Below are 18337 nucleotides of genomic sequence, written 5' to 3'. Positions count from 1 at the left end.
GGGATGATCAAGCAGTCTCATGTTCGCTTATACCAGGTTTGACCGCTTCATTGACATTGTATGCGTTTTCCTCTTCCTGTATAAATTCAATTCCGCGTGCCTCTTTACCAATAGCAGTAAAGATGATTACCGCGATGAAGGCACCAAGTGAGAAGAAAGCCAGGGCAGCGGCGTAATTAGGTGTTTTGCCGATACTCAGCCCTGCAGCTAGAAGGGCTTCGAAGAAGACGATCCAGGCCGCAAAGAGATTTCCAAGTTGGTAGGCGAAGCCAGGAAAGGTTCCCCTCACATCTGTGGGAGAGAGTTCATTGAGGTGAACGGGGATAATTCCCCACGCCCCTTGAACCATGAATTGTAAGAGAAAAGCGCCAATCGAGATCGATGCCAGTAGCCCGATACCCGGAATGCGGACATAGCCAGTCCATAACGGGATCATAATTATGCCAAGCAGACAGGCAATGATAATCGCGCGTCTGCGGCCCCAACGCTGTGAATAATAGCCAAACATTGTGCCGCCGATAATAGCACCAATATTGGCAATGATCGTAATCGTTGAGGTCGCCGATACGCCGAGCTTCAACTGTGCCTGTAGAAATGTTGGCAGATTATCTTGCGTGCCATGTGAAAGACTATTGAATGCTGTCATCAAGATAATCACATACAAAAATACCAGCCAGTGGCTTGTGATCGCCTTCCCCATACCTTGCCAGACATTGCTACCTGTACGCCTGTGTATATCCTGTTGATGTTCCCACACAGGTGACTCGTGTACACCAACCCGGATATAGATCACAAGCAAGGCAGGGAGGACGCCAATCACAAACATCCAGCGCCAGCCAAGATTTGGGAAGAAGGTAAAAAGCACAAAGTAGGCAATTGCCCCAAGCAGATAGCCACAGGCATAGCCTTGTTGGAGAATACCTGAGAATAAACCTCGAGACTCAGTTGGCAACGACTCCATTGCCAACGAGGAGCCAAGTCCCCACTCTCCTCCCATTGCCACACCAAATAGCGCGCGCAACAACAAAAACACCACATAATTTGGTGAAAAGGCCGTCAATAGTTCGATAACGGAATAGCAAATAATATCGACCATCAGTGGAATACGTCGACCAAAGCGGTCAGCCAGGATGCCAAAGAGCAGGGCTCCGACTGGTCGTAGCATTAAGGTGAGCGAAACAGCAAAGGCGATGGCGGGTAAAGCCACCTTAAAATCGTTCGCAATACGAAGTGTGACAAACGTTACCAGGAAAAAATCAAAGGCATCCAGCATCCAACCCAGGAAACTTGCAATAAAAGTGCTGCGTTGTTCGCGATTCAGCGAACGCACTAAAGCAATAGCGCTCATACCTATCTCCTCTCAGGTACCAGTAACACTTCCTTATGTGACTTTATTGTGCGTAAGATAATTATACATGAATATAAAAGTTATGCTGCCTATTTATCTGTATATGCATGAGAATGTTGAAGAAGATAAGGACGTTTAAGGAGTGCTTGTATAGATGGTACTAATTGCTGCGGCATTATCCTATCTGTAGACACGGAAGAAATACATAGGTAGATAATACACAGCTAGCTTGTTATTATTATTTGTGCATAAAAATATCAATTAATTAAACTGATTATCAAAAAGCATGAGCAGCAGTGTATTTCTGAGCTGCTTGTAACCATTAAATCATATGTAAAATAAAGGCTTCAAAATATACATTTATTCTGATCACACCCCCCATAAGTACTGATCCATATCCGAGCCAGGTCTGCTATGTGTATTATTAGTTGAAACGTATTTGTCAAAATCTTGCCAAGATTATATATGTATTTATCAAATTTTTATCGAATAATCGATATGCGTGATGCCGCCATTTATCTTTAATCATCTATTTTACACCTGTGTAGTTTGGTAAGCATAAAAGGAGAACCATAAACACTATGAGTACAATAGAAAAAGTAGAACTGCAGGATCATCCCACGCAGATAATGAACACACTTGCCTTGAAAAAGACAGATACTCTGTTCCGCAAATTTCTAACATTTCTCGTCCTGGTAGGAGCATGTTGTGTTATTGCGCTGTACCTGGTTGTTCCTCTGATGCTTCTCCTGAATATCTTTCAGGACTGGATAACGCAATTGCTGTGCGCGGTTCTTATCCTGGCCATTGGAGAATTTATTATATTCAGTATTCTGATCAAAACATCTAAAGCAACAAAAGTTGGCCACGCGACAAAGCATGCTGGCTACAAGGTTCTCGAGCAGGATCGAGAAGATGAGCAGCATATAGTGCCATTTGATGAACTTGTTAATACAGCCACAGTACATGTGCCTGCACTTAAAAACGAAGACGTTGAAGATCAGACTCCTTTATCCGATGATCTTGCCGACGAGACTACAGTGCACATGAGTGCGCTTAAACCTTCGTCTGGCAAATTTGCATTGATCCATTTAGATGAGGAGCCCACACAGGCACAGGACAAGGTGTCTATCAGTTAAAATTCAGTAGGTGGCAATACTTGTTGGTGTGTCTTCATTCTTTATGATCTTCCACTTTCGCGTGAATGCAAGTGGAGGGAAAGGCAGGCCAGCAGGTCCAGTAGCATAAGGGAATACTCATTTTCATGACTAATTTTATGACTATTGTTGCGAATGCCGGAGGGGTGCTGGGCTATATCATGGTGGCCCTTATCAGCTTGATCAATATCCGCTTTCTTTCGTACTTCCATAGCTTTTTCTTCCACTGGTCACGCTATCGTCAGCGCGAGAACGTGACAACCGCTGATCTTCAGAGGTTGCCGATGCCTTTTATCAAAATTCAGATTACTACACGTGGAAGCCCGGGAAGCACGGAGGTTATCAGGCGTGGTATCGAATACATCATGCGGCTGGCGCGTGAGGCTCCGACATTTTACGGGCATTATCTTAGCATTGAAGTTGTGACCGAGGCGGAAGAGCAAAAACACCAATTTGAGCGTGAGTTCGTTTCCTATCCTGTACCGGTCTCGGTCATTGTATTGCCCAAAGATTATCAGACGCCTGGCGGTACCCAACTGAAAGCACGCGGTTTGCACTATATGGTTGAGTTAAGAAGGCAGGGGTTCAATCGTAAAAATGGACGTACTGTGATCGTACATTACGATGAAGAGAGTGTCATGGAGCCATTGGAGCTACGCCGCCTCTTCCGCTTCCTGGCCTTAACTGATAAGAAATTGACCGAGGGACCAATCTACTATCCACTGGAATACCAGGACGCCAGTATCATCTGTCGCGCGATGGAGGCTAATCGACCAATTGGCTGTTTTGAATGCCGCGAGGTGATGGAAAAAGGCGTTCCCCTGCACCTGCATGGCTCGAACCTGGTCATTGATGAAGCTCTAGAAAACGAGCTTGGCTGGGATATTGGCAATCTGGATGGGCAGCCCTTCATTGCGGAAGATTACGTCTTTGGCGTCAATGCTTATCTGCGCTATGGCTCCTCCATTTTTGGTTGGCACGGAAGTGCGATGTTGGAACAACCCCCCTTCTCCTTCAAAAGTGCCTTCCGTCAGCGTTATCGCTGGATTATTGGCGTGCTACAAGGTATGGAGATGATGAAGCGCATGCCAACATTCTATCAGATTCCTCGCAAATTACGCTTTCAGCTGACATGGGGAACACGTTATCGCATTTCGACTTTTGCACTGGGGTTGCCAGCAGGAGTGATTTCGGTACTCTACTTACTCGTGCAATACGTGCAGTTTTTACTGGGTCACCATATGGCACCACCTCTATCTCTGGTGCTTATGTTCTGGATGATCCTGGCAGGATTTCTCTGGCTTAATTCAATCTTTATTGGTGCCTGGTATAACATTTCCAACATTTTGCGCCTGCCTCTAAGCGAGGCTATTGCTGAAATGGGGAAAGTAATCCTGGTTGCGCCGATCGCAGGTATTATGGAAAGCTCTGCCGCTTTCTGGGCCGTCGTTCAATGGATACGCGGTAATCGTCGGGTCACCTGGAAACCGACACCCAAGACTGTTGCTGCCGATAAAGTTTCTATCAGGGCGGAAGGAGCGCAATGAAATTAAAATATCGCATAATCTGGTTGACGGCCATTGCGCTTCTCCTGGTGATTCTGCTGGTTCGTATTTATGCCGTACGGCCGGCCGGCCTGGAACAACTTTTCTCGCAGACACAATCTGCACAATCGAACCAAGGAACCTCAAGTCATGCACCAGCTTCGTCTATTACCCCAACACCGACCCCGCCACCGCTACGTCCAAATCTCGCCGCGGGAATGATCTTTCCGCAGTGGGGACCCAGGTCCTATACTACTGCGGACAAGAACTGGGAGCCTGGCTTAAAGGAGATTCGGACACAGACGGGAGCTAACTGGATCGGCCTCTATCTCCAATTCCACCAGGATTCAGAATTCACGACAAATGTGCATATTGCCCATGATGGCCAGACTCCGGCCGGTCTGAAGGCGGGGATCGAGATGGCGCATAAAATGGGCTATCGCGTCTATGTTTTTCCCGCAATCACGCTCGATAACGCGCATGCCTGGGGAGGATACATCAGGTATGATACTGATGTAGACAACCAGGCCTGGTTTGATAATTACTGGCATCAACTTCAACCATTTTTACAGGCATGTCAGCAAGCTAAGTGCGATCGTTTCTCCATTGGTAACGAATATGAGGGGTTGGAACAATCACCAGATAGCTACTGGCACCAGTTACTTACACGTGTTCATTCCGTATACCCGGGACAGATCGTATACAGCAGAAACTTCTCGTCGCAGCTCAAATATCCTGTTGCGGGATGGATGAGAGATCCCCTCCTGTCAGAGGTAGGCCTCTCCAGCTACTATTCGCTCATAGATACTGAAACGAGCATTCCAAAACAGCAATTGCCGGACCTCTGGAAGAACCGCGTCCAACCACACCTGGACGCGATGGCACGCGATCTCGGCAAACCTGTGTTTATCTCCGAAATCGGGTATAGAAATACCAGCTACGCAGGCTATCTTCCCTATCAGGATACTGATAATGGTGTAAAAGATCCAACTATGCAGGCTGCATTGCTTGATGCTGCATTTCAGAACATCGCGAAAGATAAACTTATTGATGGCGTCTTCGTATGGGCCTGGTCTAAACCACCATTTGCGCCCAATTACACCCCGGCCGCAAAAACTATTCATCACTGGTATGATGTATTCTTACGGTAGAGATTGGGGAGGGGTGCACTAAGAATAGTAATGATTACAAAAATGGATAGGAGCTATCCTCATGAAGTCGCTCCAGGCAAAAATTCTCCTGGTATGTGCCGTATTGTTTATCTTGCTTTTGCTCTTGAAGGCCTGCATAACCCAGCAACCACAGGCACCAGAGCCGCTGCCAACATTCACGCTTCCGAAAGGAGCAACGACAATACCAGTATCAATAGCAGAGAGCGATGCCATAAAACGTCCCTGGCTCGGCTTCGGTATCGAATGGGATATCGAAAATAACGATAAACAACCTCTGCCACTCACCCAGAAGCAGTGGCAAACGCTGTTCACACGCGTTGATAAGCTGCATCCGAACTGGATACGTAGTATGTTCGACATAAAATGGTTTTGCCCTGATGGCAAGGTTGGCGAGTATAATTTTGATAGTTCTGAAATGCGTGCCTGGTATCCTATTCTAGACTATGCTCATTCCCATCATATTACCGTCGTTATCGGTTCCTGGAATCATGGTCCATGGGCCCCTGGATCAAGCGACTACGCTGAGGCCCTGGGTGACCTGGCGCAATATTTAATTAAAGAGCAGGGTTATGACGATATCCGCTATATAAATGGATTAAACGAACCCGATACCAAGCTGTCCTCGTTTGGAGATTGGGAAAAGCTTGCCCAGACTATCTCCACGGCCTTAAACCAACGCGGCCTGTATGACAAACTTACGCTTATAGGCCCCGATACCTCACAGACCAATGGCTGGATTACCAATAGTGGACTACCCTGGAATGCCCAGACGATGCTGGGTGCTTACGAGTGGCATAATTATATCAACACATGTTGCGAGATTCGGCAGGGACAGGTAGAACAGAACTTTAAACCCCAGATCGATAGGCTTATCAATGTGGATCCTGCCAACAAGCCGGTATTGATTGGTGAAATGGGATGGGGATATCAAAAGGATGCTAAAGATAATCAGTATCAGGTTCAAAATTACCAATACGGAGTCGAGATCGTAGATTATGCGGTGCAACTGGCGCGTGCAGGCGTATCAGGTGGCAGCGCCTGGGACCTGGATGACGCCATGCATAATAAGGTCTGGGGAATGTGGAATATTCTTAAGGATAGCCCACCCCGGCCCTGGTTTTACTCCTGGTCATTGTTATGCAAATACTTCCCCTCTAATGCCACCATCTATCGGCCAACCAATCCCTCTAATGTGCGCGTTCTGGCGGCCCACCTGTCAGGTGCAAATGCACAAGATAACACACACTGGTCGGTACTCCTTGTCAACCGCAATGACAGAGCTACAAATATAGCCCTGTCATTGCCATCAAAAGAGCAACCGACCGCATTTACGATGTACACGTATAGTGAGAAGCAGCTTGAAGCTAGCCGTGATCTTTCTCTCCAACCCATTGCTATAACTCGGCAGCAGAAGGACCATCGCCTGCTCACGCAGGTCCCAGCCAACAGTATCGTACTGTTAAGTTCATAGCCACTTCACTCGCGCTATGGCTATTGTACTGTCAGAGCAACATCATCCACATAGAAGCTTGAAGAGAGCGAGGAATCGGTCGTACCTAAAAAGGCGACCTGAACCTGCTGTCCCTTATAACTTGACAGTGTTGATGTCACATCGAAAGTATATTGTGTCCAACCCTGCGCATTGGTATTACAGCGTGTTTGTGGCGTTGAGATAGTTGTTCCACTGCTCGTATTTAGGCGCACACGCAAGTAATCATAGCATGTGCTACTGCTAGTTTCAGTGGTACTGATAGAAATCCAATAGCTGAGTGTAACTTTCGTGGCACTGGATGGAATTGTGACCTTTTGATAAATTGTATCTGTACAAGAGTTGTAACCACACATATAGGCACTATTACTACCAGTATGGGGATTACTATTATCTACGATCTCAAAACCACCCGAAGAACTCTCCGTCCAGGAGCTTGAGCCACTCTCAAAACCACCATTGGTCAGGATATTGCCACCAACAATTGGTGTCGGCGTTTGTGTAGGTGTATTGGTAGGAGTAGGTGTATTGGTAGGTGTCGGAGTGGGCGTTGGTGTCGATGTACTAGTAGGTGTTGGTGTTGGGGGAGATACAGATTGCCAGCAATCTTTAATTGACGAGGCACTTGCACTATTATTAGCCGCTGGCAAGCCATACATGTCTTCCAGGGTTCGTAGCACATTATAGTGGTTGATTTGTTCAGTGTACTGACCGGTTTTGACCATTGGGCCGACGAAAATGGTAGGGATTTGATTGCTTTGTGAGCTATCATCCTCATCCCAGGTCACGATAAGAAGGCTATTATTGGTCTTTGCCCACTGAACATACGAATTCATATTATTCTTAAGCCAGGTATCGCCTTGCTGAATGGTCCCGTTGTGCATATCATTGGCCTGGTTTGGTACCACGATCGAGACAGTTGGCAAGGAGCTAAAATTGGAACTGGGAAAGCTGGTGAAGGGCAAGTTATTATTGGATGGCACATCGGTAAAGTTACTCCAGGGATTATGCTTGCGTGCATAGTTGCCGGAGGTACACACCGTCGAACCAGGCGAAGGCAGGCTTTCTGAATAGCCTTTAAAGCTCAAACCAGCATTAATTAATTCCCCACCCAGATCCGGGCCGCTGAAAGTATGGGGGCACGAATCATCTGTAATCCCTTGCGTAGATCCCGAGAAGAGCGCTAAATAATTCGGTTCGCTGGGATGGGTCACCCCGAAGGAATGAGTAAACACTGCACCGCTATTAGCCAGAGAGTTAATATAGGGGGCACTACTTGAATTAATGATCTCATTATAAGAATGATTTTCTTCCATGACCAGTACAACGTGACTGGGCGTTGGCAATGTTGATTGGGCATACGTGTGAGTTGTAATCAGGAATCCATTGATGGACAGGGCCGCTACCAGCGCAAGCAGACATGCAAGTGTACCCGCAGCCAGCATCGTACGCGGAGAAATAGGATGGGAAATGGTTTTCATGAGCTGAAACCTTTCTACCAAAAATAAAGACATGTTTTTTATGGTAACACTTCTTTAAATATAGCTTTCACCTTTTAAATCAACGTTAAATGTATTTGGTTTTCCACCAGACTTTTGTTAAAAAGACATAAATATAGCTAAGCTAACGCCATGTTCCTCCTCAAAACAAGCGAGTGCCGTAGGCGCGAAGTGTGAGGGATAAAAATTGCACATGGCGCTAGCTATTGAAACTAGAGGTGAAAGATGATCCGAGGAGTGTGGGAATTCCAGTGTAACTCTGAAATGAAGTGAGCAGGATCGGACCAAAAAGCCCCTGAAAACTCCGAAATATTCCAGTGTAAGACTGAAAAATTAAATGCTCGCTAGATATATTATTATAGCTATCTCGCTTTATATCTTTGAAGAGGGTGTGATTAGAGCTTGATGATATTAAACATGCATTACAGTGTGGTCATGTACAGCCAGTGTGGATTTATTTATGTGACTGAATATCGACGAACAGCTATTTAAGTATTTGTAGGACAGTGTTTCTTGGACCAGGGATTGAGATCTGTTCGTGTCTCAATGAACTTTTATGTGATCACTCTGTGATTGCTGAATAGTATGATAATTAATTAGCCAGAGAAGTATTTTTATATTCTAACAGTGGATCTTTGCATATTTGTTTAAAGGAAGTGCACAATGTTGCCACCCCATTCTAGAGTCCCTTCCTCATGTGATCAGCTTGATCATGAGGCTAAGGGCTTTGTTGCTACATCACCCTGGATACAGCACTACCAGCAGGGAGTTCCAGCCCACATCGAGCTGCCGGAGCATACGCTAAACTGGCTGCTTGAGGATACCGCTACCCATTATCCAGAGCATATCGCCTTTAGTTATTTTGGGACAAAGCTCACCTACACCCAGTTTTCTCGCAAAGCCAATCGCTTCGCGCTTGCATTGCAACATCTGGGAGTAAAAAAGGGTGACCGTATAGTGGTTGCCCTGCCAAACATTCCTCAGTATCCACTGGCTTTTTATGGTATCTTAAAGCTAGGAGCCGTGGTGGTACCCCTTAATCCTCTCTACACCGAGCGTGAAATGCAGCATCAGATCGCGGACTCTGGAGCGCAGGTAATCATTACGCTTCCAACCCTTTATTCACGCATTTGTGCCATCCATAAACAGACCGAATTGAAACACATCATCGTCACCAGTCCAGCTGATTTTTTGCCACCTATCGCACGTATCCTTTATATCCTCACTCAGGGTCGCACACTCCATCTGGCTTACCTTGCCTATAAAGAAGCACACTCCGACCCCGCTCTCCACATCATGTCTAACATGTTACGGCGAGAGAATAAAGACGCAATAGTAGCGCCTGTGGAGATTGCTACCTCAGACATTGCTGTCTTGCAGTATACAGGTGGGACCACCGGATTGGCCAAAGGGGCAATATTGACGCATCGCTCTTTGCTGGCTAACGCCATTCAGATACGCTCGTGGTTTACTGAAATTCGGGCAGGAGAGGAACGCGTGCTCTGCGTAACACCTTTCTTTCATGTCTATGGACTGACCACATGTATGAACATCTCAATTCTGCTAGCTGCCACGATGATTCTAATACCGCGTTTCAAGATAAAAGATGTGGTAAAAGCTATTCGGCATGAGCAACCCACGCTCTTTCCTGGTGTCCCAACTATGTATTTTGCTCTTCTACATGAAGTTAGCAAACATCCGAACTACTTCCGATCGATCAAATATTGTATCAGTGGTGCAGGTCCATTGCCTGCAAAAGTGCAAGAGCGTTTTGAAAAATTCACACATAGCAAGCTTGTTGAGGGTTATGGACTGAGTGAGGCGGGACCTGTTACGCACTGCAATCCATTGACTGAGCAGTGCCGAAATGGCAGTATTGGCCTTCCGCTGCCACAAGTTGATGCGGCCATTGTAACACTTGAGACAGGCGAACCAGTTTCTATCGGCGAAGTGGGCGAGCTTGTTGTCAGAGGGCCGAATATCATGCAGGGATATTGGAAGCGTGCAGAGGAGACAGAGGCGATTTTTCGTGATGGCTGGCTACGTACAGGAGACCTGGGAAAGATAGATAAAGATGGCTACTTCTATCTTGTTGAACGGGCCAAGGATATGATTATTGCCAGTGGACTAAAAGTGTATCCGCGCGAGGTCGAAGAGGTTTTATTGCAGCACCCCGCTGTTGCGGAAGCGGTAGTAGTTGGCGTCCCAGACGCATACCGAGGCGAAACAGTCGCCGCGTTTATTGTCCTGAAACGTGAGATAACAGCCTCTGAACAAGTCCGACATAAGCTGATCAAGTTCTGTCAACAAGAACTGGCGGTATATAAAGTGCCGAAGGTGCTGGAGTTCCGCACAAGTTTGCCCAAATCTTTTATCGGAAAGGTCTTACGAAGGGAGCTACGGGCCCAATTCATCCACGAAAACGATGTGCCAGACACGAAATAATCCAGGGTTTTATGTTGTGACAAAGATAATGGATCTGGGGTGGGATAGGAAAAATGAATACACATATGTCGCCCGTAAAAGTGGTAAGTAGTAACAGGCCTCGCCACGAGCAGAGGCGCTTCTACCTGGACTGGCTCAAAGTGCTGGCCGTGTTAGGAGTCTTTGCAGCGCACAATATCGATGCCCTGGATATTATCAGCTGGCGTATCAGGTATCAGGAGCAGAGTGTGGGTATCATGACATTTACCAACTTTGGTGCGATGTGGGGCATGTCTCTCATGTTTCTCCTGGCTGGTTCGACGACCTGGTTTGCGTTAGGCTCTAGAAATGGTGGTCAATTCATTAATGAGCGTATAAAGCGCCTGCTCATCCCATTCTTAGTCGGTGTGTTATTCCTCTCACCCGTCGAGGCATATTTTGAGGATCTCAGGCTTTTGCACTTTATAAAGGTAACTTTGTCCAGTTCGTGCCATACTTTTTTATTAACCTGCACATTGATTGGAATCTGCGCTGGTTAGCAACTGTTTCGTTTCATCTCTGGTTTCTGGCTTTTCTTTTTCTCATTTCGGCCGCGACACTTCCTTTGTTGATGTTGCTCAGGCGAGAAACAGGGCGGCGCTTCATACACAAACTGGCTAGCGTTGCTGAAAAACGTGGCGCTCTGCTGCTGTTCGCCATTCCTATAGTTTTTATGCAGATCATCTTGCGCGCACCATTTCCTGGATACCAGAACTGGGCGGATTGTTGCACCTGGGTAATATGCTTCATTTATGGCTATATTCTGGCATCTGACACACGTTTCGAGCAGGCCATCAGATCTGAAAAGGGCCTTATGTTGCTGATAGCAAGCGTATGCATTTTTCTGGTGATACTGTTTTATCTTGTTGGATATGTTGCCCGCTGGGAAGCAAGCCCTTATTATTCAATTGGCTACATATTCTACCAGATTTTACGTGGGTTGATAGCCTGGTCTCTGCTTGCTCTGGCTTTATACATAGCATTGCGCTTTATGAATTTCAGTAGTCGCTTACTGCTTTATGCTAATGAAGCGGCCTTGCCATTCTATATTGTGCATTATCCAATTATTGTAATCAGTGCATTTTTTATCAAAGGGTGGAGTGACAATATTCCACTAAAATTCCTCTTACTCAGCAGTATCTCCCTGACCTTAACTCTACTAGTATACGAGCTACTTGTCCGACGTATCCGTATGCTACGCTTATTGTTTGGTATGAAGGTACAGAAAAAAATATTAGCTAGCACTGTAAATAAAAGCTAGACCATAGTCAAGCATGGCTTGACTAAAATGCTGGCCATAGCGTATGATACAGCTGTCATTAGCGTACAGTTTTAGTCAAGCACCTTTTGTATCGCAAACAAGGTACGATTTTTTCACTATGAAATCTCCAAACACAATTTTATCCAGCGTACAGCTGCAGCCAGCTATGAAGTATAAACTACGCATCTCTAAACTTGTGCGCAGACTATTTCTCATTTCCTTTTTGCTCAGCCTGGTATATGTCAGCATATCTATGTATGTTGCGATGCGGGTAGTTTCTGTAGCGCCACTGCCAGTGACGCAGACGCCAGCGGCATTCAATCTCGCCTTCCGCGATGTTACCTTCCCAAGCCGGGAGGATCATTTGAAAATAAGGGGCTGGTTTATTCCTGGTATGCTTGCTAACGGGCATCTGACTACTGAGCGCACGCTCATTCTCGTCCATGGTCTACATTCCAATCGAGCCTCTCCTTTGCTGCTAGGTCTTAGCGCGAACCTGGCTCGCCGTGGTTTCGCTATTTTAGACATTGATCTGCGCGGCCATGGTCAATCTGCTCCCGCGCCCTTATCAATGGGCTATTTTGAGCAGCGTGATGTATTGGGGGCGGTTGATTTTCTGCACTCCGGCACATTGCCTTATCCAGAATTGGGACGACCGCGTTTTATTGGAGGCTGGGGCGATTCGATGGGGGGTGCGACGATGCTGCTGGCAGCGTCGCACGAACCTGCGCTGAAAGCTATAATAACCGATAGTGCGTTTGCCGCCATTGTACCGTTGCTCAAGGAATCCAATGTTCCTCCCCTGTTTCTCCCTGGCGTCCTGGAGTCTATTCGTGCGCTCTATGGCATCAACTACTATACCGTACGTCCAGTGGATGTGGTAGCAGAGATTGCTCCTCGTCCAATCTTATTTATCCAGGGAACAGCTGATACAGTAGTCCCGCCAGATAATATGCACGAACTGGCAAGCGCGGCCATGGATACACGCCACGCAGATGTCCATACCTGGCTGGTATCTGGAGCAAACCATATCGAATCATTTCAGCGTATGGGCACTGTCTATGTTGATCGGGTAGCAAAGTTTTTCACAGCGGCGCTGGTGCCACCGACGGCTGGGAGATAGGGAGGTGGCGACATAGATAGCCAACTCCAAGTGCAGAGAAACAGGTGTTGATGGGTATATAAAAAGGGAGTGCTAGTCCCCATGTTCCCGTTTTGGCTCAAGTGTGAAAGAATACACATCCATCTTCTACTTCTTGATCAATAGTGAGGAAGTAGAGCATGGTCCTATGCACAAAAAATAGGGCGTGGCAGAGGTGTATGAGAGTCGAACTCACCGGGGACCGCGCCGAGCGACCCCCCAGCCGTTTTGAAGACGGTGAGACCCACCGGGGCCCCTACACCTCCATGCTTTTGTTATCATGCCACGCTTGCAGCGGCCTGTCAAGCCAGGGTACGGATGGTTTCTACGCTGACCTGGGTGAGGTCTTTGACCATGAGGTTGGCGGCTTTTAAGCCTGGCAGATCGCGTTCGCCTGCGACTGCTATGCTATACATTCCTCCGCGTCGCGCGGCTTCGATTCCTGCGACGGCGTCCTCGATGACCAGGCTTTTAGGGGGCTCAACGCGTAGTTCGGCGGCGGCTTTGAGAAAGACGTCTGGTGCGGGCTTGCCATGGGGGACGGTTTCTCCGGAGATGAGGGCGCTGAGGTATTTTTTTAGGCCCAGGACTTCGCTGATGACTTCGATGTTTTTGATGGGGGTGGATGAAGCCAGCGCTTGCATATAGCCTGCATCGCGTAATGCGGTTAGCAGCTCGATGGCTCCGGGTAGGGGAGCGGCGGTGTCGCGTACGAATTCGCGGAAATAGGCTTCTTTTAGATCGGCGAGTTCTTGAATACGGGCCGCGGGCATGTCTCCCCAGAGGATAGGAATAATGGCGCCGTTACGCATGCCAAAGGTGTCGTGAAATTGTTGGTCGCTGAATGGCAGGCCTTCTCTCTCTGCAAGGCGGTACCAGGAGCGTTTATGCTCCTCGGCACTATCAATAATGACGCCATCCAGATCCCATATAATGGCGCGAATCTTGTCTGTCATAGCTCTTAATCTACTCCTATATTATATATGTTTCACCCTGGTCCTGTTATATGGTAGTGTCATAGACGTGCTATGGTGACCATGGTAGAATGGGGCGAAGCACATGCTTTTGCATTATACCTATCTTTTGATAACAATGTGACGTCTTTATCTTCTGGATGTGGACGCCGAGATATTTCTATGTTGATACTATCATATCCCGCAGGTTGTATGTGGTCTATCTGTACAGGTGGGATGTGAGTGGATTTGGAGGATATTCGTGGTAAGTCATCGCCAGTTCTTCAATGAGGAGATGGAGACGCTTCCAAAGCAACAATTGCAGGCTTTGCAGTTGGAACGTCTACAGGCTGTTGTTGAACGTGCCTATACACAGAATGAATTTTATCGCAAGCTATATGATGAAGCGGGCGTAAAGCCATCTGATATTCAGTCGCTAGATGATATTCGTAAGTTGCCTTTTCTTGAGAAGAAGACGGTGCGGGCCGCTTATCCATTAGGGACGGCTATGCGTCCAACTGGCGGTGAGGGCGGGGCCCTGCAACTCCATGCGACCAGTGGCACAACGGGTAAGAGTGTGCCGGTCTTTGCGACCAAAAAAGATATTGAGAATTGGGCCGATCTAAATGCTCGTGAATTGTGGATGGTTGGTCTGCGTCCTGGCGATGTGATGATGAATTGTTATGGCTATGGTTTACCAACTGGTGGCTTCGGTTTCCATTATGGCGCGATGGCTATGGATGTGATGTCGATTCCAATGGGGTCAGATGCCCGTCAGTATGAGCGAATGTTTGATTTTATCAAGGATTTTGGCGTTAAGGCTGTCTGCATGACCCCATCCGTTGGCCTGTATATTGGCAATAAAGCTGCTGAACAGGGCCTGGATTTCAAGCAAACATCCTTAAAGATCGGGCTCTTTGGGGCTGAGCCATGGCCCTGGGAGACACGGTTAAAGATTGAGCATTTGCTCGGTATCACCGCGTATGATGAATTTGGCATGACCGAATTCCTGGGACCTGGCATGACCTGTGAGTGCGAGGCACGTGATGGTATGCATGCCTGGGCGGATAGTTTCCTGGTTGAATGCATTAACCCTGAGACTGGTGAGCCAGTACCAGATGGTCAGGATGGCGAGCTTGTCTGGACCTGGTTGACGGGTGATGGTACGGCTATGATTCGCTATCGTAGTCGCGATCTTTCCCGTCTCTGGTGGGAGGAGCGCTGTAGTTGTGGTCGCACTCATCCAAAAATTTCTGCGATTAAAGGTCGTAGTGATGATGCGGTCTCCATCCGTGGACTGATTGTCTTCCCAAGTCAGGTTGAAGCGGCCCTTATCCAATTTCCTGAGACCGCCTCGAATTTCCGCATTATCGTTGATCGCAAAAATGATCTGGATACTTTTGCTTTAAAGGTTGAAGTCAAGGATCAGGCGCTCCTCGATGATGCCGATAGGGTAAAATCACTCCAGACGAGCATGGCTGCCGCTGTGAAATCAATTACAGGGAATACGCCGAAGGTTGAACTGGTGCCGCAGGATAGCCTTCCACGCGCCTCAGGTGGTGAATCCAAAACTGCCAGTGCTCGTGTCGAAGATCGCCGCCGTTCATCATAAGCGCTACGCCAGGCTGTATGATGTTATAATAGAAGCTTCCCATCTGGAGTTCAAATGACCTTCATATGGGAAGTCGGTGAAAATTTGGCTCAAATCAACGAACAAGAAGGATGACAGGTAGCGCCGCATGGTGTATAATACCGTCCATCTTAGAATAAGGACGCGTAGGTAAAAGATATCCCATATGCTACTACACAAGCTATTGATGCTCGAAGAGAGGCTCTGAAATGACCACGATTAGTATTCCTCATGGTAAGTACCATATTTGGACAGTTGGCTGTCAAATGAATCAGGCTGACTCTCAGCGCATTCAGACTATGCTTGATGAATTAGGTTGGGAAGAGACAAGCATGGAGCAGGCGAATCTCGTGGTGCTGAATACCTGCAGTGTGCGTCAGGCACCTGAGGAGAAGGCTCACAATTTGCTTGCCAATTTGAGACGAGCCAAGAATGATCGTAGCGATCTTCTGGTAGCCCTGATGGGATGCATGATTGGCAATCAGAAGACGATTGATGCGTTGGGCAAACGTTATCCGCATATTGACCTTTTTATGAAGGTTGAGCATGCTGATATCTTGCCTCGTTTCCTGGAAGAACGTTGGACTCCTATCTCAGGAGCAGGTTGTCTCGATATTGATTTCATGCCCGATCATCCTGAAGATAGCGTTGATGAGATTTCTATCTCGCCTACCGTGCCCACTTTCGCTACCTCTACTGATCGCGCAGGCAAGCGCACGGTGCTCCCGATGGCAATTACTCCCAAGCCCGGGGAGCGTGTGGCCCACTATCCAACGAAAATTGAGCCAGCCCAGGCCAGTCCAACTGCCTGGCTGCCGATCGTACTTGGCTGTAATAAGGTTTGTACCTATTGTATTGTGCCATATCGCCGTGGCCGTGAGCGTAGTCGTCCGATGGAAGAGTTGATGGTTGAAGCCCGGTCACTTGTGGCCAAAGGTGCCAGGGAATTGACTCTATTAGGGCAAACGGTTGAGGCCTATGGTCTGGACTTGCCAGATAAACCTGATCTGGCGGATCTAATGGCTAATCTCAGCGATATCGATGGATTGGCGCGTATTCGTTTCATGACCTCCTATCCACGTCATATGACCGATAGTATGATTGAGCGTATGGCGCACCTGCCAAAGGTGTGTGAGCACCTGAATATTCCGGTCCAGTCGGGTGATGAGAATATGCTCAAACGTATGAAACGTGGCTATTCTCTGGATGAATACGTCGAGCGTATCGATCGCGTCCGTGAATTGTGGCCGAATATTACCTTATCAACTGATGTTATAGTAGGCTTCTGCGGTGAGACTGAAGAAGAGTTCCAGCATACGTTGGATCTGTTAGCAAAGATCCGTTTTGATGTCGTCCATGTCGCTGCTTACTCGGTTCGCCCCGGAACAGTAGCATCTCGCTGGGAGGACGATGTCCCTCTGGCTGAGAAAAAACGCCGTCTGCATGCAGTGGAAGATGTTCAGGGCAAAATTGCGTTTGAGCTGAATCAGTCTTATGTGGGAAAGGTAGAGGAAGTGATGGTTGAGGATATCAATACGACCCATGATCAAAGACAACTGAAAGGGCGCAACCGTGCCAACAAACTGGTCTTTTGTCCAGAACCAGAGGGTCGTTTCATTCAAGCTGGCGAATTTGTGCAGGTGCGTATCGAGCGGGCTACGGCCTGGTCTTTACAAGGCGACGCTGTTGCGCTATAAGTTGAGCTATACCAAGCAAACGAGAACATATACCATATCCCAACGAAGTTGGAGGAGGCTTTGATGACGCAAGCATTGTCAGCTGAAGAAAAAATGCGGCTGAAGAAGCAGTGGACAGACCTGGCGATTAAACAAGCTCAAGAGGGTCAGTGGGGGGAAGCGGTCACCACGAATAAAAATATTCTGAACATTTTTTCCCAGGACCCTGAGGCTTATAATCGTCTGGGCAAGGCGTATAGTGAATTAGGTCAGTATTCAGAAGCCCGACAGGCCTACTCACAAACGCTGAAATATAGTCCAGCAAATACGATTGCTACGAAGAACCTGGATCGCCTGCAGGCGCTACAGGACGCAGCTACGCCAGGATCTGTTGGTGTTGAGCGTATTGATCCTCGACTTTTTATCGAGGAAACTGGCAAGACAGGTATCACTGAATTGATCAACCTGGGTCCTGCTCCTGTACTTTCGCGTATTGGAGTTGGGGATCGTGTCAATCTGGTTGTTGATGGTCATCGCCTACTGGTGCGCAATTCCGCCCAGGAAACGATTGGTCAGATCGAGCCTCGCTTAGCTGCTCGCTTGATCGGCTACATCAAAGAAGGCAACCGCTATGGTGCAGGTATTCTGACCCTGGATATTCACCTTGTTCGTATCATCATTAAAGAAGAGTATCAACATCCTAATCTGTTTGGTACCGTAAGCTTCCCATCTCATGGGACTGGCGATACCGTACGTGCTTATACGAAGGACACCATTTTGCGTCACGACCGTGAGGATGACGATGAGTTGGGGAACGACGATGAGTACTATGATGGTGGTGATGATTCCGAGGATATGAACGAGTTCGAATTCGAGGGCGGTACTGATATAGAAGAGTAACATTTCTAGAAGAAAGGTTGTATAATAAATGAATAAAGCGAAAAAAGTTGCCTGGCACAAGCATTTAATCAAAGCAAAAAAGCTGAAAGATAAACAGCGTGCAC

Annotated in this window: 14 protein-coding genes and 1 tRNA gene; 11 read left to right on the top strand and 4 right to left on the bottom strand. The window is 47.5% G+C overall.

Translation table 11 applies throughout. The features are described 5' to 3' along the window. Positions 1-7: 7 nt before the first annotated feature. A complete protein-coding gene (locus EL633_RS01355; RefSeq protein ID WP_126625476.1) occupies positions 8-1348 on the bottom strand; it encodes an MFS transporter in 1341 nt (446 codons plus the stop codon). A 581-nt stretch (positions 1349-1929) separates the two neighbouring features. Between EL633_RS01355 and EL633_RS01350 the strand changes: the two genes are divergently transcribed. The 4 genes from EL633_RS01350 to EL633_RS01335 all read left to right on the top strand — a co-directional run bounded on the left by EL633_RS01350 (position 1930) and on the right by EL633_RS01335 (position 6692). Then, positions 1930-2487, top strand: a complete 558-nt coding sequence (locus tag EL633_RS01350) for a hypothetical protein (RefSeq protein ID WP_126625475.1) — start codon at positions 1930-1932, stop codon at positions 2485-2487. Positions 2488-2612: 125 nt separating this feature from the next. Continuing rightward, positions 2613-4052: a glycosyltransferase family 2 protein gene (locus tag EL633_RS01345; RefSeq protein ID WP_126625474.1), complete on the top strand. Its 1440-nt coding sequence runs from the start codon at positions 2613-2615 to the stop codon at positions 4050-4052. Continuing rightward, entirely contained in the window at positions 4049-5200 is a 1152-nt protein-coding gene (locus tag EL633_RS01340) for a glycoside hydrolase family 113 (protein ID WP_126625473.1), read from the top strand. The genes EL633_RS01345 and EL633_RS01340 overlap by 4 nt, the downstream gene beginning before the upstream one ends. A 61-nt stretch (positions 5201-5261) precedes the next feature. After that, on the top strand, positions 5262-6692 hold the full coding sequence (locus tag EL633_RS01335) for a cellulase family glycosylhydrolase (RefSeq protein ID WP_126625472.1): 1431 nt from the start codon (positions 5262-5264) through the stop codon (positions 6690-6692). Between the two features lie 20 nt (positions 6693-6712). On the opposite strand, the gene EL633_RS38350 is transcribed toward EL633_RS01335, so the two are convergent. Continuing rightward, a complete protein-coding gene (locus EL633_RS38350; RefSeq protein ID WP_176599701.1) occupies positions 6713-8191 on the bottom strand; it encodes an alkaline phosphatase family protein in 1479 nt (492 codons plus the stop codon). 681 nt (positions 8192-8872) lie between these two features. Here EL633_RS38350 and EL633_RS01325 point away from each other — a divergent pair. The 4 genes from EL633_RS01325 (at position 8873) to EL633_RS01310 (ending at position 13056) form a co-directional block, all read left to right on the top strand. Beyond that, positions 8873-10654: a long-chain-fatty-acid--CoA ligase gene (locus EL633_RS01325; RefSeq protein WP_126625471.1), complete on the top strand. Its 1782-nt coding sequence runs from the start codon at positions 8873-8875 to the stop codon at positions 10652-10654. A 53-nt stretch (positions 10655-10707) separates the two neighbouring features. Beyond that, positions 10708-11172, top strand: coding sequence for an acyltransferase family protein (locus tag EL633_RS01320; protein WP_126625470.1), 465 nt, complete (start codon positions 10708-10710; stop codon positions 11170-11172). Then, complete coding sequence (locus EL633_RS01315; RefSeq protein WP_126625469.1) at positions 11121-11933, top strand: acyltransferase family protein; 813 nt, start codon at positions 11121-11123, stop codon at positions 11931-11933. Before EL633_RS01320 ends, EL633_RS01315 begins: the two co-directional genes overlap by 52 nt. A gap of 118 nt (positions 11934-12051) precedes the next feature. Further along, positions 12052-13056 (top strand): alpha/beta hydrolase, encoded by a 1005-nt coding sequence (locus tag EL633_RS01310; RefSeq protein WP_161981855.1) that lies wholly within the window; start codon positions 12052-12054, stop codon positions 13054-13056. Positions 13057-13241: 185 nt separating this feature from the next. Here EL633_RS01310 and EL633_RS36425 read toward each other — a convergent pair. Then, a tRNA-Sec gene (locus EL633_RS36425) sits at positions 13242-13340 on the bottom strand. A gap of 36 nt (positions 13341-13376) precedes the next feature. Then, positions 13377-14030 carry an HAD family hydrolase gene (locus tag EL633_RS01305; RefSeq protein WP_126625467.1) on the bottom strand — a complete coding sequence of 218 codons (654 nt, stop codon included), beginning with the start codon at positions 14028-14030 and terminating at the stop codon, positions 13377-13379. A 259-nt stretch (positions 14031-14289) separates the two neighbouring features. On the opposite strand from EL633_RS01305, the gene EL633_RS01300 reads away from it, so the two are divergent. The 3 genes from EL633_RS01300 to EL633_RS01290 all read left to right on the top strand — a co-directional run bounded on the left by EL633_RS01300 (position 14290) and on the right by EL633_RS01290 (position 18233). Beyond that, positions 14290-15639, top strand: coding sequence for a phenylacetate--CoA ligase family protein (locus EL633_RS01300; RefSeq protein ID WP_126625466.1), 1350 nt, complete (start codon positions 14290-14292; stop codon positions 15637-15639). A gap of 227 nt (positions 15640-15866) precedes the next feature. Then, positions 15867-17354: a MiaB/RimO family radical SAM methylthiotransferase gene (locus EL633_RS01295; protein WP_126625465.1), complete on the top strand. Its 1488-nt coding sequence runs from the start codon at positions 15867-15869 to the stop codon at positions 17352-17354. Between the two features lie 63 nt (positions 17355-17417). After that, positions 17418-18233 (top strand): tetratricopeptide repeat protein, encoded by an 816-nt coding sequence (locus tag EL633_RS01290; protein ID WP_126625464.1) that lies wholly within the window; start codon positions 17418-17420, stop codon positions 18231-18233. Positions 18234-18337 lie beyond the last annotated feature (104 nt).

The sequence above is a fragment of the Dictyobacter alpinus genome (assembly GCF_003967575.1).
GTDB classification, from domain to species: Bacteria; Chloroflexota; Ktedonobacteria; order Ktedonobacterales; family Ktedonobacteraceae; genus Dictyobacter; species Dictyobacter alpinus.
This window is presented reverse-complemented; position numbering and strand designations above follow the sequence as displayed.